This window comes from Streptomyces sp. yr375 (assembly GCF_900110755.1).
Classification (GTDB): Bacteria; Actinomycetota; Actinomycetes; order Streptomycetales; family Streptomycetaceae; genus Streptomyces.
The window spans coordinates 86199-107014 of record NZ_FOFF01000004.1; the positions used below are offsets into that span (position 1 = coordinate 86199).

Genomic DNA, 20816 nt, shown 5'->3' on the forward strand with positions numbered 1-20816 from the left:
CCATCCGCGCGGTGAGGTGGGCGAACGTCTCCTGGCGGACCCCCGCGTTCGGGTGTTGCGAAGATGTGCCAGAGTTGCCACGTCCGCCCTGTCAGCACGTACCGTACGGCAGCACAGGTGGGACCAGGTGGGGTAGCGGGAAGGGGCAGCCGGTTTTGAGCACGCACGCACCGCAGGCGGCGCAGGCCGTCACGCTGCCCACGACACTGGACGAGGCCGTGGCGGCGCTGGCGGCCATGCCCGCGGCCGTACCGGTGGCCGGTGGCACCGACCTGATGGCCGCCGTCAACTCCGGGCAGCTCAGGCCCACCGGGCTGGTCGGCCTCGGCCGGATCAGCGAGATCCGCGGCTGGCAGTACCAGGACGGGCACGCGCTGCTCGGCGCCGGGCTCACGCACGCGCGCATGGGCCGCCCCGACTTCGCCGCCCTCATCCCGGCGCTGGCCGCCGCCGCCCGCGCCGCGGGACCGCCGCAGATCCGCAACGCGGGCACCCTGGGCGGCAACATCGCCTCGGCCGCCCCCACGGGCGACGCGCTGCCCGTGCTGGCCGCGCTGGAGGCCACCCTGATCATCGCGGGCCCGGGCGGAGCCCGCCGCGAGATGTCGGTGTCGCATCTGCTGGCCGGCATGGAGATGCTGCGCGGCGGCGAACTCATCGGGTACGTGCGCGTGCCGCTGCTGCACGCCCCGCAGGTCTTCCTGAAGGCCACCGGCCGCACCGGACCGGGCCGCGCGGTCGCCTCCGTGGCCCTGGTCCTGGACCCCGCCCGGCGCGGCGTGCGGTGCGCGGTGGGGGCCATAGCGCCGATGCCGCTGCGGCCGCTGGACGCCGAGCAGTGGGTCGCCCGGCTCATCGACTGGGACAACAACCGCACCATCGTCCCCGAGGCCCTGACCGCCTTCGGGGAGTACGTCGCCGCCGCCTGCATCCCCGACCCGGTGCCCGGCATGGACGGCTCCGTACCGGAACTTCCGCCCGCGGTACTGCACCTGCGGCGCACCGTCGCCGCGCTGGCCCGACGAGCACTGGGGAGGGCGCTGTCGTGACCGACGACCAGCAGGGACACGGCCACGGCCAGGAGACCGAGGAGGTCCAGGGCGCGCCGCAGGGCGGCGGCCGCTGGGACCCGCTGCCCCAGGGGGACTACGACGACGGCGCGACCGCCTTCGTGAAGTTCCCCGAGGGCGGCATCGACGCCCTCCTGGCCGGACGCGGCGACAGCCCGCTCGCCGCGCCGGGCCACGGCTACGTGCCGCCGCAGATAGCGGTGGCGCCCGAGCCGGACACCACCGGAACCTGGGCCGCCCCGGCCGGCGGCGGCGACTGGCCCGCCCCGCAGGGCACCCCGCAGACGGTGGGCGACGACCGGTTCACGTACCACCCGGGCGCGACCGGCCAGTGGTCCTTCGACGACACCTCCGCGGCCCAGGGCGCACCGCAGTCCGCGCCCGCTCCCGGTCACGACGTGACGGGCCAGTGGTCGATCCCCGTCGCGGGCGGCGACCTGCCCGACGAGTCGGGCGAGTTCACCACGTCGGCCCTGGTCGAGCAGTGGGGCGGCACGCCCCCGGCCACCCTGCCCGGCGGCGCGCCCGCGCCCTGGGCGACCGACCCGACGGCCACGTCCGGCCAGGGGTGGGCGCTGCCCACGGACGAGGCCGGCCCGGCCGCGCACCAGGGCCAGGCGGCCACGGAGGCACCCGCGTTCGGCCACGCGCCGGAGCACGGGCACGAGCATGCGCACGGGCATGAGCACGGCCACACCGGGACGTTCGCCCCGGAGGTCTCCGCCGAGGCGTACACGGTGTCCCCGGACGGCCCCGCGGAGGCCGCTGGACGGCCCTCTGAGGCCACGGGAGTCGCCGAGGCTTCCGGAGATCCGGAGCGGGCCCACGAGGCCGCTCACGAGCTTTCTGAGCCCGCCGGGCCCGCCGAGCCCGTCGGGGCCGCGCACGAGGCCGCCCTCGACGGCGCTTCACAGGACCCCGAGCCGGAAACGGAGCCGACGGCGGACACGGCTCCCGACGCTGCCCCAGTCGCCGACGCAGCGGATGTAGCCGATGCAGTCACTGACGCCGTTGCCGGCACCGATGTCGTAGAGGCGTCGTCCGAGGACGCCCCGCCGCCGTTCCACGAGGAACACCCCCTCGCCGCCTACGTGCTGCGCGTCAACGGCTCCGAGCGGCCCGTCACGGACGCCTGGATCGGCGAGTCGCTGCTCTACGTGCTGCGCGAGCGCCTCGGCCTCGCGGGCGCCAAGGACGGCTGCTCGCAGGGCGAGTGCGGGGCCTGCAACGTGCAGGTGGACGGCCGTCTCGTCGCCTCCTGCCTGGTGCCCGCCGTGACCACCGCGGGCAGCGAGATCCGCACCGTAGAGGGCTTGGCCGTCGACGGGCAGCCCTCGGACGTGCAGCGGGCGCTCGCCAGGTGCGGGGCCGTGCAGTGCGGTTTCTGCGTGCCCGGCATGGCGATGACCGTGCACGACCTGCTGGAGGGCAACCCCGCGCCGTCGGAACTGGAGGCCCGCCAGGCCCTGTGCGGCAACCTGTGCCGCTGCTCCGGCTACCGGGGCGTCCTCCAGGCCGTCCAGGACGTCGTCGCCGAACGCGAGGCGCACGCCGCCGCCGACGCTGAGACGGACGGCGACGAGGCCCGTATCCCTCACCAGGCGGGTCCGGGCGCGGGCGGCATCCACGCGTCGGCGTTCGAGAACCCGGCACAGCCCCACCCACATGACCCGGCGTACGGACAGGGCCAGGACGGAGGCCAGGCGTGAGCAACGAAGCAGCCACCGCGACGACCACCGTGGCGGCCGCCCAGGCCCCCGAGCCGATCCCGCACGGCCTCGGCGTGTCCCTCCAGCCCGCCGACGCGCGCGCGAAGACCGAGGGCACCTTCCCCTACGCGGCCGACCTGTGGGCCGAGGGCCTGCTGTGGGCGGCCGTGCTGCGCTCCCCGCACGCGCACGCGCGCATCGTGTCCATCGACACGTCCCACGCGCGGGAGATGCCCGGCGTACGCGCCGTCGTCACCCACGAGGACGTCCCCGGGCGTCCGTTGCACGGCCGGGGCAAGGCCGACCGGCCGGTGTTCGCCTCCGAGGTCGTGCGCCACCACGGCGAGCCCATCGCCGCCGTCGCCGCCGACCACCCGGACACCGCGCGGATGGCCGCCGCCGCCGTCATCGTCGAGTACGAGGTGCTCGACCCGGTGATCGACCCGGAGCAGGCCTTCGAGGCGGAGCCGCTGCACCCCGACGGCAACCTGATCCGGCACATCCCGCTGCACCACGGCGACCCGTCCGCGGCCGGCGAGGTCGTCGTCGAGGGCCAGTACCGCATCGGCCGCGCGGACCCCGCCCCGATCGGCGCGGAGGCCGGCCTCGCCGTGCCCCGCCCGGACGGCGGCGTGGAGCTGTACCTCGCCTCGACCGACCCGCACACCGACCGCGACACGGCCGCCGCCGTCTTCGGCCTGGCGCCCGACCAGGTGAAGATCGTCGTCACCGGGGTGCCCGGCGCGACCGCCGACCGCGAGGACCAGGGCTTCCAGCTCCCGCTGGGCCTGCTGGCCCTGAAGACCGGCTGCCCGGTGAAACTGACGGCCACGCGCGAGGAGTCCTTCCTCGGCCACGCCCACCGGCACCCCACCCTGCTGCGCTACCGCCACCACGCCGACGCCGACGGCCGGCTCGTGAAGGTCGAGGCGCAGATCCTGCTGGACGCGGGCGCGTACGCCGACACCTCCGCCGAGGCCCTGGCCGCCGCCGTCTCCTTCGCCTGCGGCCCCTACGTCGTCCCGAACGCCTTCATCGAGGGCTGGGCGGTCCGCACGAACAACCCGCCGTCGGGCCATGTGCGCGGCGAGGGCGCGATGCAGGTGTGCGCCGCCTACGAGGCGCAGATGGACAAGCTGGCGAAGAGACTCGGCGTCGACCCGGCGGAGCTGCGGCTGCGCAACGTCATGGCGACCGGGGACGTCCTGCCGACCGGCCAGACGGTGACCTGCCCGGCCCCCGTCGCCGAACTCCTCCAGGCCGTCCAGGAGTTCCCCCTCCCGGAGCTGCCCAAGGACACGCCCGAGGCGGACTGGCTGCTGCCCGGCGGCCCCGAGGGCGCGGGCGAACCGGGCGCGGTGCGCCGGGGCGTGGGCTACGGCCTGGGCATGGTGCACATGCTGGGCGCGGAGGGCGCGGACGAGGTCTCCACGGCGACCGTGAAGGTCCAGGACGGCGTCGCGACGGTCCTGTGCGCGGCGGTGGAGACCGGCCAGGGCTTCACGACGCTGGCCCGCCAGATCGTCCAGGAGACGCTGGGCATCGACGAGGTGCACGTCGCCCCCGTGGACACCGACCAGCCCCCGGCCGGCCCCGGCTGCCGGGGCCGCCACACCTGGGTGTCCGGCGGCGCGGTGGAGCGGGCGGCCAAGATGGTCCGCACCCAGCTCCTCCAGCCCCTGGCGCACAAGTTCGGCATGTCCACGGAGCTGCTCCAGATCACCGACGGCAAGATCACCTCGTACGACGGCGTCCTGTCGACGACCGTCACCGAGGAGCTGCACGGCAAGGAGCTGTGGGCGACGGCCCAGTGCCGCCCGCACCCGACCGAGCCGCTGGACGGGGCCGGCCAGGGCGACGCCTTCGTGGGTCTGGCGTTCTGCGCGATCCGCGCGGTGGTGGACGTCGACATCGAGCTGGGCTCGGTGCGGGTCGTGGAACTGGCGATCGCCCAGGACGTCGGCCGGATCCTGAACCCGGCGCAGCTCGCCGCCCGCATCGAGGCCGGTGTGACGCAGGGCGTCGGCATCGCGCTCACCGAGAACCTCCGCACCCCGCGCGGTCTGCTCCGCCACCCCGACCTCACCGGCTACGCGCTGCCCACGGCCCTGGACACCCCGGACATCCGGATCGTCAAACTGGTCGAGGAGCGCGACGTGGTCGCCCCCTTCGGGGCGAAGGCGGCCAGCGCGGTCCCCGTGGTGACGTCCCCGGCGGCGATCGCCTCGGCCGTCCGCGCCGCGACGGGCCGCCCGGTGAACCGCCTGCCGATAAGGCCCCAGGCGGCGGTGGTGACGGACCGATGAGCGAGCCCGAGCCTCAGCAGTACGAGCCTCAGAGCCACGAGCCTCAGCAGTTCGAACCTCCGCCGAGTGTGGGGAAGCTGCTGGTCTGGATCCTGGTGTTCGTGCTGGCGGCGGTGGTCGTGGTACTCGGTGGCGTGTACCTGACCTGAGCTGACCTGACCTGGTGTGACGTCAGGTGATCTGACGGGGCGGGGCGTTGTCAGTGGTGCCGCGTAGGCTGCGAAGCAGTGGGACGGCGCACGCAACTTTCCGCACGGGGGACCCGATGAGCACGACCAGGACCACCACCGGCACGACGAAGATCACGACGACGATCAAGAAGATCACCTTCACCGAGGACCAGCTCGACCCGTACGTCACGCACGCGCCGACGCGCCGCTGGCTCACCGGCCCCGGCCTGCCGGGACTGCCGGGCGACGGCGGCCTGCTGACGTTCGAGGCGCTGCGCACGGACGGCCTGCGCACGGTCGCGGACTCCACGGGCGACCCCGAGGGCCGCCTGGCGGCGGAGCTGCGCGACCGCCTGGTGATAGGCGGCATCCTGGGCGCGGACGGCCGGTCGCGGGAGTCGGTCCTGCTGGACGGCATGACGGGCGAGATCTCCACGACGTACTTCCTGCACGACCGCCCCGACCTGATGGACACCCGCCCGCTCGCCCCGTCCCTGGAGAAGCTGGTGCGCTGCGCGACGGCGGTGGACGAACTGACGGCGCTGCGCGGCCAGTTCGCCTCCTACGCGGGCCGGCTCGGCCCGCAGGCGGTCACGGAGGCGACGCGGCACCTGCTCGCGGTGTTCGAGGACAGCGCGGCGGGGGAGGCGGCGAAGGGGGCGGACGGCGCGTCGGCCGGCCTCTTCTGGAAGCTGGCGGCGGTGATCCGCCCGCTCGCCCTGGTGGCCGGCCCGGGCACGCGGTCCGGCCTGGCCCTGGACCTGCCGGTGCGCCTCCTGGACGAGGAGTTCGGCTCCGGCGAGATCGTCCGCTTCGAGGACGTCGACTTCCCGAAGGCCCTCACCCACGCCCCGACCCGCGACTTCCTGCGCGAGGTGGGCCTCCCGGAAGAGGCCGTCTGGTTCACCCTGGAGACGGACATGCCGCTCCAGACCCTCGCCGAGTACGGCACGGACGACCGAGCAGACGACCGCGCCGGGGACCCCTCCGGCGAACACCGACTCCCCGCCGCCGCTGCCGACGCCGACCGCCTGATCCGCCTGGGCCACCTCCTGGAGGACACCAGCCTGGTCGTCGACGGCACCACGGGCGCGGTCCTGACCTGGAGCGAGCCGGACCAGGCCCTGCGCCCCCTCAACGCCGACATCTCGACCCTGGCGTTCACCCTCTGGCTGATCCGACGCGAACGCGCCCTGGACGCCGTACACGAACTGACCGATGCCTACGGCCAGTTGGCCGACACCATGTCCCGCACCCTGGCCGCCGTGGACCCGCTGGCCTGCGCCCCCACCCCCGACGGCCTGCCCTACTGGCCGACCGTGTTCGAGGACGAGACGGGCGGCGGGCTGTGCGCCGAGTACGCCGAGTACGCGGGCCGTAGACCGTGATCTGCCAGGCCGTCAGCGAGAGACGGCCGCTATTCCAGCCACGTCCCGTCGCGCATGATGACCCTGCCGCGTAGTTCCGGCTCGCCGCGCCAAGCGCGCACACTCTTCGGCACCACGCGCACGTACAGGAAGGAACCCTCTTCCGCGCGCGGGTCCCACCCGAACTTGGCGGCGAACGCCTCCGCTGCGTCCGCGGGTACATCCCGGTCCGGGAAACACTCCGCCTCGCCCTGGACGAGCACCACATCGAAGGTGTCCGGCAGCGCCAGCCGCACGCGCGGTTCCTCGCGGACGTTCCGCGCGGTCGCGGAAGCGGCGCTGGTGCACATCCACACAGCTCGCCCGTCCCACAGGAACCACAGCGGCACCTGGTGCGGCCCGTGATCGGGATGCGCTGTCGACACCCATACGTCCCGCTCGCTGACGAGCCGTTCCAGAGTGTCCCGCTTACGCTCCGTCGCCTGGCGGCGAACAACCTCCGTGATCTCCATCAACGCCGACCCTAGCCAGCGGTCGCACAGCGCGCATGGGGCGAGAGACCTACTCCCGACGACTGATGACGCCTCAACTCCCGGCGAGGGCACGGCCGACGGGGGCGCTCGGCAACCGCACCAGGTGGCGGGGGGACGTCCACGTAGCACACTCCCGAGGGGGCGAATACGCTGGTCGCAGGGGGTCGACACGGTTTCGAGCCGAGGGGAGCCACCCATGAGGAAGCAGCGGACGCAGCGCAAGCGGCGGATGCAGATGCAGCCGAAGAGCGGGAACGGTGCCTGGTGGCGCGTGACGGGAGTCGTCACCGCACTCGCCACGGCCGCCGCGATCGCCTCCGTCGCCCCGGCCCAGGCTCAGTCCACCGCTCAACTGTCCGCGTGGGTCAGCGACGGCTGGGGCGGCGGCACCATCACCAGCCAGCCCGCCGGGATCAACTGCCACCAGTCGGCGTGGGACCCGTACGCGACGAACGAACCGCAGCCGTACCCGACCGGCACCTGCACCGCGACCTTCGAGGTCGGCACGAGGGTCACCTTCACCGCCACCCCCGACACGGGCTCCTACCTGAACGACGGCCCCACCCCGAACCCGGCGACCATCCGAACCGGCTACAACTTCACCTGGGTCATGTTCTGCCCGACGGACGGCCTCTGCTCCGCAGGCTGAGGCCGGCCGCCGGTGTCCTGGCCTTACTTCAGGTGGCGGTCCAAGAACCGGCACCCGTCCTCGAGTTCGAACCACGGGGTGCCGGTGTGCCCGCCCAGGTTGGCGTGCAGCGTCTTCTCCTTGCTGCCGAAGGCGTCGAACAGGTCAAGGGCCCGTTGCCGGGGGTTCCCTTCGTCGTCCCACTGCAACAGGAACAGCAGCGGAATGGTGACCTGCCGGGCCTCCTCGCGCTGGACACGGGGCACATACCCCCCGGCGAAGAAGCCTGCGGCCGCGATACGCGGTTCGGCCACCGCCAGCCGGATGCCGAGGGCGGTCCACCCGCCGGAGTACCCGACCCGGCTGCCGATCTCGGGCAGTTCAAGGAGGGCGTCCAAAGTGGTCTGCCATTCCGGGACCGCGTTCTCGACCAGCGGGCCGATGAAGGACTCGAAGATCTCGTCGACCTGCTCGCCGGCCTGCATCGCCCGCCGGATTTCGGCGCGGGCCTGCTCGGCGGCGGCGGAACGGGGCCGGTCACCGCACCCGGCGGCGTCGATGGTGGCCACCGCGTAGCCGCGCGCCGCGGTGTACCGGGCCCGCGCCACCAGCCGGGGTTCGGCCTTCGGCAGGCCGTTGTTGTGGGCCATCAGGATCAGCGGGGCCGCCGCCGCGGACTCAGGCGTCCACAGGGTGCCGGGGATCTCGCCGAGGGTGAACTCGCGCTCGAGGACGCCGTCGTCGAAACGCTGTTCGGAAGTGAAATGCATGGTCGTGCCTTTCGGGAGTGCACGCGAACGGCGCTCCCGGACGACCTATCGCCCGACCGTGACCCCGGAGGAGAGCACCCATGTCGATACAGCGTTCACGGGTACCACCTCCTCGTTCTCTCGCACGGCCTCCGTCAGGCTAACAACGGCCACCGCGGCCCGCCAACGGGTTTTCACACTCTGGAGGCCATGGCGGGAATCGAACCCACGTAACTCGCTTTGCAGGCGAGCCCCTAAACCACTCGGGCACACGGCCAGGTCGGGGGTGGGGGGTTTGAAGGCCCCGTCCGAACTTGGTGTCTTGACCGTAGGGGTGGGGTGGGGAGGGGTTCAAGGGGGGCGGGCGCGCTGCAACGGGACTGCCATGTGCCGTTCATGAAAGGGGGGTGTCGGGGTGTGGGTGGCCGGTGCCCGGGCCTCGTGGTCGAATCCTCTCGCCGGTGAGTTCGTCGGGCCCCTACGCTTGCTCGCATGCGGCCCGATCCCTCCCTCGCCCTCACTCTCCCCCTTGACCCCGATCTTCGGCGTGCCCTGGACGACCTCGCGGATGCCACCGGGCGTCGGCCGGAGGACGTCGCGTTGGACGCCGTACGGGTCGGGCTGCGGGTGGAGGAGGCGCGGGTGCGGGGGGTGGCCGAGCGGCTTGCGGGGGCTCATGGCGGGCTGTTGCGGAGGTTGGGGGAATGAGTCGCGATGCCGGACAGCGGCCTACCCGGTATCTCACTCTCGCCGATGTCACCGGCATCGCGCGGATCGCGTTCGGGGGGCGGGCTCCTGAGGCGCGGGAGCCCGGGCTGCTCGCATCCGCCGTGCATCGGCCCCGGGCCCGGATGTTCGGTACGGCCGCGTACGACGACCTGCACGAGCAGGCGGCCGCCCTGCTGCACGCGATCGCCACGAACCACCCCCTCGTGGACGGCAACAAGCGCGCCGCCTGGCTGGCCACCGTGACGTTTCTCGCGCTGCACGGCGTGGATCTCGCCGCCTGTGACCAGGACGCGGCGTACGACCTGGTCATCGACGTGGCGTCCGGTACGGAGTCGGAGGTCGCGGTGATCGCGCGGCGACTGCGGGTGCTGTGACGTGAGTCCCACCCACCGGCGACCCGGCCTCGTTCGCCCATCGGTGCCGTCGGGCCGCCGGTAGGGTGGCCCGGTTGTCATACGCAGCCGCCCGACCCACGAACCCGGAGACCGTGACTACCACCGCCGCCACCGCCACGTCCTCCCACCACCTGTCGCCCGCCTTTCCCGGCCGCGCGCCCTGGGGCACCGCCAGCAAGCTGCGTGCCTGGCAGCAGGGGGCGATGGAGAGGTACCTCCAGGAGCAGCCACGCGACTTCCTCGCCGTCGCCACGCCCGGCGCCGGCAAGACGACGTTCGCGCTGACCCTCGCCTCCTGGCTGCTGCACCACCACGTCGTGCAGCAGGTGACCGTGGTCGCGCCGACCGAGCACCTGAAGAAGCAGTGGGCGGAGGCGGCCGCGAGGATAGGGATCAGGCTCGATCCCGAGTACAGCGCCGGACCGCTGAGCAAGGACTACCACGGCGTCGCCGTGACGTACGCGGGCGTCGGCGTGCGGCCGATGCTGCACCGCAACCGCTCCGAGCAGCGCAAGACCCTCGTCATCCTTGACGAGATCCACCACGCCGGTGACAGCAAGTCGTGGGGCGAGGCGTGTCTGGAGGCGTTCGAGCCGGCCACCCGCCGTCTCGCGCTCACCGGTACGCCGTTCCGGTCCGACACCAACCCCATCCCCTTCGTGACGTACGAGGAGGGCAACGACGGGATCCGGCGGTCGTCGGCCGACTACACCTACGGGTACGGGTCGGCGCTCGCCGACAACGTCGTGCGGCCCGTCATCTTCCTCTCCTACAGCGGCAACATGCGCTGGCGCACGAAGGCAGGCGACGAGATCGCGGCCCGGCTCGGCGAGCCGATGACGAAGGACGCGATCAGCCAGGCCTGGCGCACCGCGCTCGACGCGCGCGGGGAGTGGATGCCGAGCGTGCTGCGCGCCGCCGACCAGCGGCTCACCGAGGTCAGGAAGGCCATCCCGGACGCCGGTGCGCTCGTCATCGCCTCCGACCAGGACTCCGCCCGCGCCTACGCCAAGCTGATCCGGGAGATCACCGGCGACAAGGCGACCCTCGTCCTGTCCGACGACAACGGCGCGTCCAACCGCATCGACGAGTTCAGCGCGAGCAACGACCGGTGGATGGTCGCGGTGCGGATGGTGTCGGAAGGCGTCGACGTGCCGCGCCTCGCCGTCGGCGTGTACGCGACGACCATCTCCACGCCCCTCTTCTTCGCGCAGGCCGTCGGGCGTTTCGTGCGGTCGCGGCGGCGCGGCGAGACCGCGTCCGTGTTCCTGCCGACCGTGCCCGACCTGCTCGGCTTCGCCAACGAGATGGAGGTCGAGCGCGACCACGTCCTCGACAAGCCGAAGAAGGACGGCGAGGAGGATCCGTACGCCGAGTCCGAGCAGGAGATGGACGAGGCGAACAAGGAGCAGGACGAGGACACCGGCGAGCAGGAGCAGTTCTCCTTCGAGGCGCTGGAGTCCGAGGCCGTCTTCGACCGGGTGATGTACAACGGCGCCGAGTTCGGCATGCAGGCCCACCCCGGCAGCGAGGAGGAGCAGGACTACCTCGGCATCCCGGGGCTGCTGGAGCCCGACCAGGTGCAGATGCTGCTCCAGAAGCGGCAGGCCAAGCAGATCGCGCACAGCAAGAGGAAGCCGGACACTGTGGCCGACCTGATCGAACTGCCCGCCGAGCGCCGGCCGGTCGTCTCGCACAAGGAGATGATGGAGCTGCGCAAGCAGCTCAACACGATGGTCGGCGCGTACGTCCACCAGAGCGGCAAGCCGCACGGCGTGATCCACACCGAGCTGCGCCGGGTGTGCGGCGGACCGCCGAGCGCGGAGGCGACGGCGGGGCAGTTGCGGCAGCGCATCGCCAAGGTGCAGGAGTGGGCCACGCGGATGAAGTGACGCCCACGGCTGCCGCCCTGCGAGGTCCGAGGGGGCTGAGGGGGCGCGCACTACGGCGTCATGCTCCGTACGTATCGGGATAAAACCCGGTAGTCCATACCGGCCCATGCCCGGATTCTGGACTGAGCCTTCCGCTCAGCGAACCTGCTTCGCTACTGTCCCGCCTACGCACACGCCCCGTGGCAGCGCCGCCGCGGAGCGCAGCCGTGAAGCGACTGGGCCCGGACACGCCGGGCCCGTCTGTCGATCGGCGGCCTCTGTAGCGCGTCGCCGACGGGACTCGGTGACGCATCCGTCGCGATGGGGGCCTGCCGACCTCACCACTTAAGGAGTGGGAGTCGTGACCGCGGAGACCTCCCAGACGCTCGATCGAGGACTGAAGGTTCTCAAGCTGCTGGCCGACACCGACCACGGACTGACCGTCACCGAGCTTTCCAGCAAACTGGGCGTGAACCGGACCGTCGTGTACCGGTTGCTCGCCACCCTTGAGCAGCACGCACTCGTACGGCGTGACCTGGGCGGACGAGCCCGGGTCGGCCTCGGAGTGCTGCGGCTCGGCCACCAGGTGCATCCGCTGGTGCGGGAGGCCGCGCTGCCCGCGCTGCGTTCGCTGGCCGAGGACATCGGGGCGACCGCGCATCTGACGCTGGTGGACGGTACGGAGGCGCTCGCCGTCGCCGTCGTCGAGCCGACCTGGACGGACTACCACGTGGCGTACCGGGCCGGGTTCCGGCACCCGCTGGACCGGGGCGCCGCCGGGCGGGCGATCCTCGCCGCGCGGCAGCAGTTGCCGGACCAGCCCGGCTACACCTTGACCCACGGGGAACTGGAGGCGGGCGCGAGCGGGGCCGCGGCGCCGCTGCTCGGGGTGCTCGGGGTCGAGGGCAGCGTGGGCGTGGTGATGCTGGCGGACGCGGTGCCGGAGCGGGTGGGGCCACGGGTGCTGGACGCTGCGCGGGAGGTCGCGGAGGCGCTGCGCTGACGTCGGCCGGACGGCGGCCGGACGCCAACCGGACGGCAGCCGGACCGTAGCCGGACGGCGGCCCGGGGCACGGGGGCTGCCTGTGCCTACGCGCTGTACCTGTGCGCTGTGCTGCCTACGTGCTGTACCTGCGCAGTCGTGTGCGTGCCCCCGACCGTTACATTGGCCCCGTGCTCTCTCGTCTCTCGCGCCCCAAGGCCCTCACCGTCTGCGCCCTGCCCGTCGTGGCGCTGCTCGTCACGGCCGCGTTCGCGCCGCTGCCGTTCTCGGTGGCGCAGCCGGGCATGACGGCGAACGTCCTCGGCGAGAACAAGGGCGACCAGGTCATCACGGTCTCCGGCGCGCCCACCCGGGACACCAGCGGGCAGTTGCGGATGACGACGATCGAGGCGACCGGGCCCGACACGGACGTCTCGCTCGGCGATGTGATCGACGGCTGGTTCCGCGCCGACCAGGCGATCATGCCGCGCGACTCCGTCTACCCGAGCGGGAAGAGCACCAAGGAGATCGAGCGGCACAACACCGAGCAGATGCAGCAGTCCCAGGACGCCGCCGCCGAGGCCGCGCTGAAGTACCTCGGCCGGACCGGCGACGGCATCAAGGTCACGCTGAAACTGTCCGACGTGGGCGGTCCCAGCGCGGGGCTGCTGTTCTCGCTCGGCGTCGTCGACAAGCTCGACGGCGACGGCAGCGGCGGCGACCTCACGGGCGGCCGCACGATCGCCGGTACGGGGACCATCGACGCCGACGGCAAGGTCGGCGCGGTCGGTGGCGTCGCCCTGAAGACGCAGGCCGCCCGGCGGGACGGGGCGACCGTGTTCCTCGTACCGAAGGAGGAGTGCGGCGACGCAAAGGCCGAGTTGCCCAAGGGGCTGCGGCTGGTCCCGGTCACCACGCTCAAGGGCGCGGTCGGCGCGCTCGTGGCGCTGGAGAAGGGCAAGGGCGGCGCGGTACCGAGCTGTTGACCCCGTCCGCAAGCAGCCGGAAACCGGGGGAAGCAACTCCCGGGAAACTCGGGCTACTTGACGAACCCCTCGTCCTTCATCCACTCCAGCGCGACCTGATGCGGATCCTCCCCCTCGACGTCCACCTTGGCGTTCAACTCCTGCGCCACCGTGTTGTCGAGCTTCTTCGTGATCGGGTCGAGCAGGCCCGCGATCGCCGGCCACCTCTTCAGGGCCTTGGAGTTGACGACGGGGGCCGCGTTGTAGTTGGGGAAGAAGTCCTTGTCGTCGTCCATCACCACCAGGTTCATCGACTTGATGCGGCCGTCGGTGGTGTACACCTCCCCGTACGTGCAACTCCCCTTCGCCGCCTGGGTGTAGATGATCCCGGTGTCCATCTGCGTGATCCGCGACGACGCCACGTTCATCCCGTACGCCCGCTCCATCCCCGGCAGGCCGTCCGCGCGGTTGGCGAACTCGCCCTCCACGCACAGGGTTACGGCGCTCGGGTTCGACTTCGACAGCGCGGCCACCTGTGACAGCGTCGTCGTGCGGTACTTCTTGTGGTTGGCCTGGTTCATGGCCAGCGCGTAGGTGTTGTCCAGCCGGGACTGCGGCAGCCAGGTCACCCCGTTCTTCAGGTCGGCGTCGCGGACCGCCCGCCACTGCGCCTGCGGGTCGGTGACGGGCTCGCTGTTGCCCATGTACGTGATCCACGCCGTGCCCGTGTACTCGTACATGGCGTCGGCGTCGCCCTTGCGGACCGCCTCCCGGCTGCCGATGGAACCCTGGATGCCGGTACGGTCCAGCACGTCCGCGCCGGCCGCCTGGAAGGCGATGCCGATCATCGCGCCGAGGATGAGGTTCTCGGTGAACGACTTGGACGTCACGGTCAGTTGAGCGCCCTTGAGGGGCTCGCCCTGTCCGATCGAGCCGGGGGAGACGTCGTCGACCATGGGGGAGCCGCTGCTCAGTCCGCAGCCGGAGGTCACCGCAAGCACCAGCAACCCGGCCAGAGACCGCGCCCCTCTTCTCACTTCCCCGCCTCCAGTCCCCGGGGGCGCAGCAGCACCTCGGCGAGGGAGGCCAGCCAGTCGACCAGCAGGGCCAGGGACACGGTGAGGATCGAGCCCAGGACCAGGATCGGCATGCGCTGGTTGGTGATGCCGGCTGTGATCAGGACGCCCAGGCCGCCGCCTCCGCCGAAGGTCGCCAGGGTCGCGGTGCCGACGTTCAGCACGAGCGCCGTGCGGACGCCGGCCAGGATGAGCGGGACCGCCAGCGGCAGTTCCACCCGGGACAGCACCCCGGTGGGGGACATGCCGATGCCACGGGCCGCTTCCAGCAGCGTGGGGTCGTTGGCCTTCAGGCCTGCCACGGTGTTGGAGAGCACGGGGAGGATGGCGTAGGCGATGATGCCGATCAGGGCCGCCCGGCGGCCGATGCCCAGCCAGATCACCAGCAGCGCCAGCAGGCCGATCGCGGGGGTCGCCTGCCCCATGTTGGCGAGGGCGAGCGCGACCGGGGTCGCCTTGCGGAACCTGCGCCGGGTGAGCAGGATGCCCAGCGGAATCGCGATGATCAGCACGAAGAAGGTGGAGATCACGGTCAGTTGGACCTGCTGCCACAGAGCCTTGGACACCTGCCCGTGGGACAGCGCGTTCTCGGAGATCGTGTCCAACTCCGCCTGCTGAAACCACACCCAGGTAGCCACCAACAACACGACCAGAAACCCAGGCAAAAAAGTCAACTTCCGCCAACCAAGACGCCGTTGCCGCAGCACAGACACCGAAGCCGGGAAATCCCCAGCGCCCCCGACGGGGTCCCCCGTCCGCCCGCCTGGCAACGCGTCCAACCGCCCGCCCGGCAACTCCTCCGGCCGCCCGCCCGGCAACTCCTCCGGCCGCCCGTCCGGCAACTCGTCCGACCGCCGGTCGGCCCGCTTCTCCGGCCACCCGTCCGGCTGCTCCAGCGGCTGCCCGTCCGGCAACGCGTCCAGCCGCCCACCCGGCCGCTCCTCCACTCGGTCGCCGTTCACTCGTTTGCCGCCCCACCGGTGACCGTCTACCGGGTTGCCGTCCACGTGGTTGCCGTCCACCCCGACACCATCCCCCCGCTCCCCATCCACCCAGCGCCCGCCCGCCCAATGACCCCCCACCCGCTCACCGCCCCGCCCCTCCCCATCCCCCCACTCGCCGTCGACTTCAGGCGTGTTCATGTCGTCGTCTCCCCGCTCGCGCCCTCCTGCTCCGCGTGCGTCTGCGTGGTGCGGGCCTCCTCCAGGCGGCCCTGGGACTCCAGGGCCTCCAAGCGGTCGGCGTCCAGGAGGTCGTGGACGGAGTTCAGGAGGGTTTCCATGTCGACGACGCCCGTGTACTCGCCGCGTCGCCCGGTGACCGCGACGCGCCCCGTGCTGTCGATCAGTACCGCCTCCAGGGCGTCGCGGAGGGTGGCGTCGCGGGTGACCGTGCCGTGGACCAGGGTGCCCGCGCGGGCCAGGGAACCCCTGGCTCGCATCAGGTCGCCGCGGCGCAGCCACTTGTAGGGGCGCCGCCGTCGGTCCAACAGCAGGATCTCGTTCGTGCCGCTGGTGCGGAGCTTGTTGAAGATGGTCTGGAGCGGGTCGTCCACGGTCACCGTCGGACAGCCGGTGATCTCCACGTCCCGCACCCGGCTGAGATTGAGCCGCTTCAGGGCCGCCCCCGCCCCCACGAACCCGGACACGAAGTCGTCCGCCGGGTTGGTGAGGATCGCCTCCGGGGTGTCGAACTGGGCGATGTGCGAGCGCTCGCGCAGCACCGCGATCCGGTCGCCCAGCTTGATCGCCTCGTCGAAGTCGTGGGTGACGAACACGATCGTCTTGTGCAGCTCGTGCTGGAGCCGGATCAGCTCGTCCTGGAGGTGATCGCGGGTGATCGGGTCGACCGCCCCGAACGGCTCGTCCATCAGCAGCACCGGCGGATCGGCCGCCAACGCCCGTGCCACGCCCACCCGTTGCTGCTGCCCGCCGGACAACTGGCGCGGATAGCGGCCGTGGAACTCGCCGGGATCGAGGCCGACCAGGTCGAGCATCTCCTCCACCCGGTCCCGGATCCGCGTCTTCGGCCAGCCGGTCATCCTCGGCACGAGCGCGATGTTCTGCGCGACCGTCATGTGCGGGAAGAGCCCGGACGACTGGATCGCGTACCCCACCTTGCGGCGCAGCTTCACCGGGTCGATGTCGGTGACGTCCTCGCCGTCGATCCGGATCCGCCCGCCGCTCGGCTCGATCAACCGGTTGATCATCTTCAGCGTCGTCGACTTCCCGCAGCCGGACGGCCCCACGAAGACGACGGTCTCGCCCGCCTTGATCTCCATCGTGACGTTGTCCACGGCCGGGTTGGGATTCCCCGGGTACCGCTTGCTGAGGCTCTCCAGCTCGATCGACGCCCCGTGCGAACGGCCGGCAGACACGTCAGACACGGATCCCCCTGGGAATCGTCAGCCGTCCGATCAGGACGTACGCGGCGTCGAACAGCAGGGCCAGCACGATGATCCCGAGCGTGCCCGCGAGCACCTGGTTGAGCGCGTTCTTGCTGCCCAGCGAGGCGAGGCCGCGGAAGATCTCGTTGCCGAGCCCGGGCCCGGAGGCGTACGCGGCGATCGCGGCGATGCCCATCAGCATCTGCGTGGAGACCCGGATCCCGGTCAGGATCGGCGGCCAGGCGAGCGGCAGCTCGACCCGCGCCAGCCGCATCGGCCGGGACATCCCGATGCCCGTCGCCGCGTCCACCAGCGCCGGATCGACGCCGCGCAGCCCGACGATCGCGTTCCGCACGATCGGCAGCAGCCCGTACAGCGTCAGCGCGATCACCGTCGGCGGCACGCCCAGCCCCACCAGCGGGATCAGCAGACCGATCATGGCGAGCGACGGGACGGTGAGGACGGTGGCGGTGGCGGTGGTGGCGAGGTCGCCGCCCCAGTCGCTGCGGTAGGTGACGACCCCGATCAGCACGCCCAGCAGCGTCGCCACGACCATGCACTGGAAGACGACACTGGCGTGTTGGTACGCGTCGGTGAGCAGTTGCTGGTGCCGGTTGCCCAGGTACTCCCAGAAGCTCACACGCCCTCACCCCACAGGTCTGCCAGGCCCTTCCCGGTCGTCCAGGGCCTGTGCGGCCGCCTGCTCCACCAGCGGGATGATCCGCAGCGGAACGGGGTTCTCCATCACGATCGCGGTGGAGGCCCGGACAATGCCATCAAAACCGACGACCAGGTCGATCACCCGCTGGAGATCGGCGTTGGACCGGGCCACCAGCCGGCACAGCATGTCCCCGCCGCCGGTGGTGGTGTGCAGCTCAAGCACCTCCGGGACGGACCCCAAGTGCGCCCGTACGTCCGCCCCTTGGCCCTGCCGGATCTGCAGCGTGGCGAACGCGGTGACCGGGTAGCCGAGCGCCGCCGGGTCGACCTCCGGGCCGAACCCCCGGATGACTCCATTCGACTGAAGCCGGTCGAGCCGCGCCTGCACCGTCCCCCGGGCCACCCCCAGCCGCCGCGACATCTCCAGCACTCCGAGCCGCGGCTCCCGGGCCAGCAGCACGATGATCCGCCCGTCCAGATGATCGATCGCCATACGCCCGCCTCCGAGATGGTCACCCTGTACAGAAAGTGCGCCTGAACCCTCGTACCACTGCGCACATTGCCCAGCGATGGAGCGAACTATTGCGCACCTTGCCGACCGGCGCGAGGCTTTCGTCATGACCCAGACCACACACCTCACTCCCGACACCGCCCGGCAGGCAGACCCCTTCCCGGTCAAGGGAATGGACGCGGTCGTCTTCGCCGTGGGCAACGCCAAACAGGCGGCGCACTACTACTCCACCGCCTTCGGCATGACGCTGGTCGCCTACCGCGGACCGGAGACCGGCAGCCGCGAGACCGCCTCGTACGTGCTCACGAACGGCTCGGCCCGCTTCGTCCTCACCTCCGTCGTCAAGCCCACCACCCCCTGGGGCCACTTCCTCGCCCGGCACGTGGCCGAGCACGGCGACGGCGTCGTCGACCTCGCCATCGAGGTCCCGGACGCCCGCGCCGCGTACGCCTACGCGATCGAGCACGGCGCCCGCCCGGTCACCGAGCCGTACGAGCTGAAGGACGAGCACGGCACGGTGGTGCTGGCCGCGATCGCGACGTACGGCGAGACCCGCCACACGCTCGTCGACCGCTCCGGCTACGACGGCCCCTACCTGCCCGGTTACGTCACCGCCGCGCCGATCGTCGCACCGCCCGCCCACCGCACCTTCCAGGCCATCGACCACTGCGTCGGCAACGTCGAACTCGGCCGGATGAACGAGTGGGTCGGCTTCTACAACAAGGTCATGGGCTTCACGAACATGAAGGAGTTCGTGGGCGACGACATCGCCACCGAGTACAGCGCGCTGATGTCCAAGGTCGTCGCCGACGGCACGCTCAAGGTCAAGTTCCCGATCAACGAGCCCGCCGTCGCCAAGAAGAAGTCCCAGATCGACGAGTACCTGGAGTTCTACGGCGGCGCGGGCGTCCAGCACATCGCGCTCAACACCGGCGACATCGTGCAGACGGTACGGACCATGCGCGCGGCGGGCGTCGAGTTCCTCAACACCCCCGACTCCTACTACGACACCCTCGGCGAGTGGGTCGGCGACACCCGCGTCCCCGTCGAGACCCTGCGCGAGCTGAGGATCCTCGCCGACCGCGACGAGGACGGCTATCTGCTGCAGATCTTCACCAAGCCGGTCCAGGACCGGCCGACCGTCTTCTTCGAGATCATCGAACGGCACGGCTCGATGGGCTTCGGCAAGGGCAACTTCAAGGCCCTCTTCGAGGCGATCGAGCGCGAGCAGGAGAAGCGCGGCAACCTGTAGCCGCCGTAGCCGCCCGTCGGGTGCGACGGCTACTCGGGCAGGTCCGCCGGGGCCGGTTCCGCGCCCAGTTCCGTCAGGGTGGCGCGGGCCGCCGGGGCGAGCAGCGGGGAGAAGTACGGGTTGATCCGCAGCGCCTCCTGGAGGTGCCGGCGGGCCGGCCCGTCCTGCCGCAGCCACCGCTCGATCATGGCCCGGTGGTAGAGGTACGGCGCGCTGTGCACCGCGCCCCCGTGCACCCGGTCGGTGGCGATCGCGGCGAACCGCAACGCCTCCTTGTCGTCACCGGCCCGGTGCAGCGCCCAGCCCAGCGCGTCCGCGACCGGGATCCCCGGCTGCCGCCGCCACTCGGCGCGCAGCAGCCGCACCGCCGCCGCCGGATCCCCGTGGTCCGCCTCGAAGAGGCCCAGCACCACATTCCCGTCGACCCCGCCCGCCGCGTCCGCCCGGACCCGCTCCCGCAGCAGGTCGTACTGCACGCGCGCCGCCTGCGTGAGCCCCAGCGACTCGTACAGCTCGCCCAGCTCCAGCGCGTACTGCGGCAGCGGCTGCCGGGCGAGCGCCGCCCGGTACGCGCTCAGCGCCTCCGACGTCCGCCCGAGCGCCGCCAGCGCCCGCCCCTGCCCGGCCTGCGCGGCCCGCTGGTCGGGGTCGAGCCGCACCGCCTCCTGGAAGTGCCGCAGCGCGTCCTCGCGCTCACCGCGCTCCCAGGCGAGCTGCCCGGCCCGCTCCAGCCAGGCCGCCTGCTCGGCGGGGGCGCGGGCCCCGGCCGCCGCGTCGGCCAGCGCGGCCTGCGCGTCCTCCCGCAGGCCCTGCTCCCAGTAGACGCCGGCCGCCCGCGCCCGCACGGCGGGACCGGAGTGCAGCGCGGTCAGCCGCTCGAGCGCCTTGCGGGCCTTCTTGTAGTCGCCGAGCCCGGTGTACGCGTCGATGAGCTGCGGATACGTCGTCCAGCGGGCCGGCGCCAGCTTGCGCGCGGCCTCGCCGTAGGCCAGGGCGGCGCGGAAGTCGCGGCGCGCGTTGGCCAGCGCGGCAAGCCCGTCGAGCGCCTCGGCGTTGTGCTTGGGGCGCACCTTCAGCGAGGTCCGCAGCGCCTGCTCGGCCTTGGGGTAGAGGACGGCCGCGTCGGCGGTGCGCCGGCCCTGTTCGACGTAGGCCGCGGCGAGCACCGTCCAGGACCGCGCGTCCTTCGGATGCGCCCGCACCCGGCTCTCCCGCTCGTCGATCAGCACCGCGAGATCGGGCAGCGCGGCCGGCACCCCCGCCAGGACCGCCGTGCCCGCCTGCGCCCCCGCCGCAGGCCCGGACGCCGACCGGACCGCGGACCCGTCGCCCGGCAGACACAGCAGCACCACCCCGCCGCCCAGTACGAGACACCCCGCGAGCGAGCCGACGAGCAGCCGCCGCCGACGCCACCAAGACACCTTCTCCCTCTCCATGGCGCTCACTGTGCGTCAGTA

Annotated in this window: 20 protein-coding genes and 1 tRNA gene; 12 read left to right on the plus strand and 9 right to left on the minus strand. The window is 72.2% G+C overall.

All coding sequences use genetic code 11. The features are described from left to right. The first annotated feature begins 155 nt into the window (after positions 1-155). The 5 genes from BMZ82_RS06430 (at position 156) to BMZ82_RS06445 (ending at position 6643) form a co-directional block, all read left to right on the plus strand. Positions 156-1049, plus strand: coding sequence for an FAD binding domain-containing protein (locus BMZ82_RS06430; RefSeq protein WP_093772607.1), 894 nt, complete (start codon positions 156-158; stop codon positions 1047-1049). Beyond that, positions 1046-2779: a 2Fe-2S iron-sulfur cluster-binding protein gene (locus BMZ82_RS06435; RefSeq protein ID WP_093772609.1), complete on the plus strand. Its 1734-nt coding sequence runs from the start codon at positions 1046-1048 to the stop codon at positions 2777-2779. Before BMZ82_RS06430 ends, BMZ82_RS06435 begins: the two co-directional genes overlap by 4 nt. Next, a complete protein-coding gene (locus BMZ82_RS06440; RefSeq protein WP_093772611.1) occupies positions 2776-5085 on the plus strand; it encodes a xanthine dehydrogenase family protein molybdopterin-binding subunit in 2310 nt (769 codons plus the stop codon). Before BMZ82_RS06435 ends, BMZ82_RS06440 begins: the two co-directional genes overlap by 4 nt. Then, positions 5082-5234 carry a hypothetical protein gene (locus BMZ82_RS40590; RefSeq protein ID WP_177244415.1) on the plus strand — a complete coding sequence of 51 codons (153 nt, stop codon included), beginning with the start codon at positions 5082-5084 and terminating at the stop codon, positions 5232-5234. Before BMZ82_RS06440 ends, BMZ82_RS40590 begins: the two co-directional genes overlap by 4 nt. A gap of 116 nt (positions 5235-5350) precedes the next feature. Then, positions 5351-6643 carry an SUKH-4 family immunity protein gene (locus BMZ82_RS06445; protein ID WP_093772613.1) on the plus strand — a complete coding sequence of 431 codons (1293 nt, stop codon included), beginning with the start codon at positions 5351-5353 and terminating at the stop codon, positions 6641-6643. 29 nt (positions 6644-6672) lie between these two features. Here the strand turns inward: BMZ82_RS06445 and BMZ82_RS06450 are convergent, their stop codons facing one another. Continuing rightward, positions 6673-7134 (minus strand): pyridoxamine 5'-phosphate oxidase family protein, encoded by a 462-nt coding sequence (locus BMZ82_RS06450; RefSeq protein WP_093772615.1) that lies wholly within the window; start codon positions 7132-7134, stop codon positions 6673-6675. A gap of 217 nt (positions 7135-7351) precedes the next feature. Between BMZ82_RS06450 and BMZ82_RS06455 the strand changes: the two genes are divergently transcribed. After that, positions 7352-7804, plus strand: coding sequence for a hypothetical protein (locus tag BMZ82_RS06455; protein ID WP_256251792.1), 453 nt, complete (start codon positions 7352-7354; stop codon positions 7802-7804). A gap of 23 nt (positions 7805-7827) precedes the next feature. On the opposite strand, the gene BMZ82_RS06460 is transcribed toward BMZ82_RS06455, so the two are convergent. Then, on the minus strand, positions 7828-8553 hold the full coding sequence (locus BMZ82_RS06460) for a dienelactone hydrolase family protein (RefSeq protein ID WP_093772617.1): 726 nt from the start codon (positions 8551-8553) through the stop codon (positions 7828-7830). Between the two features lie 181 nt (positions 8554-8734). Beyond that, a tRNA-Cys gene (locus tag BMZ82_RS06465) sits at positions 8735-8809 on the minus strand. Positions 8810-9024: 215 nt separating this feature from the next. On the opposite strand from BMZ82_RS06465, the gene BMZ82_RS06470 reads away from it, so the two are divergent. The 5 genes from BMZ82_RS06470 to BMZ82_RS06490 all read left to right on the plus strand — a co-directional run bounded on the left by BMZ82_RS06470 (position 9025) and on the right by BMZ82_RS06490 (position 13495). After that, entirely contained in the window at positions 9025-9240 is a 216-nt protein-coding gene (locus BMZ82_RS06470) for a hypothetical protein (RefSeq protein WP_093772619.1), read from the plus strand. Beyond that, a complete protein-coding gene (locus BMZ82_RS06475; protein WP_093772621.1) occupies positions 9237-9635 on the plus strand; it encodes a type II toxin-antitoxin system death-on-curing family toxin in 399 nt (132 codons plus the stop codon). The genes BMZ82_RS06470 and BMZ82_RS06475 overlap by 4 nt, the downstream gene beginning before the upstream one ends. 113 nt (positions 9636-9748) lie before the next feature. Next, positions 9749-11548: a DEAD/DEAH box helicase gene (locus BMZ82_RS06480; protein WP_093772623.1), complete on the plus strand. Its 1800-nt coding sequence runs from the start codon at positions 9749-9751 to the stop codon at positions 11546-11548. A gap of 340 nt (positions 11549-11888) precedes the next feature. Continuing rightward, positions 11889-12530: an IclR family transcriptional regulator gene (locus BMZ82_RS06485; protein ID WP_093772625.1), complete on the plus strand. Its 642-nt coding sequence runs from the start codon at positions 11889-11891 to the stop codon at positions 12528-12530. A gap of 170 nt (positions 12531-12700) precedes the next feature. Further along, complete coding sequence (locus tag BMZ82_RS06490) at positions 12701-13495, plus strand: YlbL family protein (protein ID WP_093772627.1); 795 nt, start codon at positions 12701-12703, stop codon at positions 13493-13495. Positions 13496-13548: 53 nt separating this feature from the next. On the opposite strand, the gene BMZ82_RS06495 is transcribed toward BMZ82_RS06490, so the two are convergent. From BMZ82_RS06495 to BMZ82_RS06515, 5 genes are all read right to left on the minus strand, one after another. Next, positions 13549-14430: a glycine betaine ABC transporter substrate-binding protein gene (locus BMZ82_RS06495; protein WP_093772629.1), complete on the minus strand. Its 882-nt coding sequence runs from the start codon at positions 14428-14430 to the stop codon at positions 13549-13551. Between the two features lie 77 nt (positions 14431-14507). Beyond that, positions 14508-15263, minus strand: coding sequence for an ABC transporter permease (locus BMZ82_RS06500; protein ID WP_256251810.1), 756 nt, complete (start codon positions 15261-15263; stop codon positions 14508-14510). A 425-nt stretch (positions 15264-15688) separates the two neighbouring features. Continuing rightward, the gene (locus BMZ82_RS06505; RefSeq protein ID WP_093772631.1) at positions 15689-16936 is read right to left on the minus strand and encodes an ABC transporter ATP-binding protein; all 1248 of its coding nucleotides are present in this window, start codon (positions 16934-16936) and stop codon (positions 15689-15691) included. Next, complete coding sequence (locus BMZ82_RS06510) at positions 16929-17576, minus strand: ABC transporter permease (protein ID WP_093772633.1); 648 nt, start codon at positions 17574-17576, stop codon at positions 16929-16931. Before BMZ82_RS06510 ends, BMZ82_RS06505 begins: the two co-directional genes overlap by 8 nt. Positions 17577-17582: 6 nt before the next feature. After that, a complete protein-coding gene (locus BMZ82_RS06515; protein ID WP_093772635.1) occupies positions 17583-18089 on the minus strand; it encodes an Lrp/AsnC family transcriptional regulator in 507 nt (168 codons plus the stop codon). 124 nt (positions 18090-18213) lie between these two features. On the opposite strand from BMZ82_RS06515, the gene hppD reads away from it, so the two are divergent. Continuing rightward, positions 18214-19359: a 4-hydroxyphenylpyruvate dioxygenase gene (gene hppD / locus BMZ82_RS06520; protein WP_093772637.1), complete on the plus strand. Its 1146-nt coding sequence runs from the start codon at positions 18214-18216 to the stop codon at positions 19357-19359. Between the two features lie 29 nt (positions 19360-19388). Here hppD and BMZ82_RS06525 read toward each other — a convergent pair whose 3' ends face one another. Continuing rightward, on the minus strand, positions 19389-20795 hold the full coding sequence (locus BMZ82_RS06525; protein ID WP_093772639.1) for a tetratricopeptide repeat protein: 1407 nt from the start codon (positions 20793-20795) through the stop codon (positions 19389-19391). Positions 20796-20816 lie beyond the last annotated feature (21 nt).

Bases quoted from the DNA above. Each gene is read 5' to 3' on its own strand.
- hppD (WP_093772637.1), top strand. From the start codon at position 18,214: ATGACCCAGACCACACACCTCACTCCCGACACCGCCCGGCAGGCAGAC.
- BMZ82_RS06515 (WP_093772635.1), bottom strand. From the start codon at position 18,089: ATGGCGATCGATCATCTGGACGGGCGGATCATCGTGCTGCTGGCCCGG.
- BMZ82_RS06495 (WP_093772629.1), bottom strand. From the start codon at position 14,430: ATGGTCGACGACGTCTCCCCCGGCTCGATCGGACAGGGCGAGCCCCTC.
- BMZ82_RS40590 (WP_177244415.1), top strand. From the start codon at position 5,082: ATGAGCGAGCCCGAGCCTCAGCAGTACGAGCCTCAGAGCCACGAGCCT.
- BMZ82_RS06450 (WP_093772615.1), bottom strand. From the start codon at position 7,134: ATGGAGATCACGGAGGTTGTTCGCCGCCAGGCGACGGAGCGTAAGCGG.
- BMZ82_RS06455 (WP_256251792.1), top strand. From the start codon at position 7,352: ATGAGGAAGCAGCGGACGCAGCGCAAGCGGCGGATGCAGATGCAGCCG.
- BMZ82_RS06475 (WP_093772621.1), top strand. From the start codon at position 9,237: ATGAGTCGCGATGCCGGACAGCGGCCTACCCGGTATCTCACTCTCGCC.
- BMZ82_RS06470 (WP_093772619.1), top strand. From the start codon at position 9,025: ATGCGGCCCGATCCCTCCCTCGCCCTCACTCTCCCCCTTGACCCCGAT.
- BMZ82_RS06525 (WP_093772639.1), bottom strand. From the start codon at position 20,795: ATGGAGAGGGAGAAGGTGTCTTGGTGGCGTCGGCGGCGGCTGCTCGTC.
- BMZ82_RS06460 (WP_093772617.1), bottom strand. From the start codon at position 8,553: ATGCATTTCACTTCCGAACAGCGTTTCGACGACGGCGTCCTCGAGCGC.
- BMZ82_RS06445 (WP_093772613.1), top strand. From the start codon at position 5,351: ATGAGCACGACCAGGACCACCACCGGCACGACGAAGATCACGACGACG.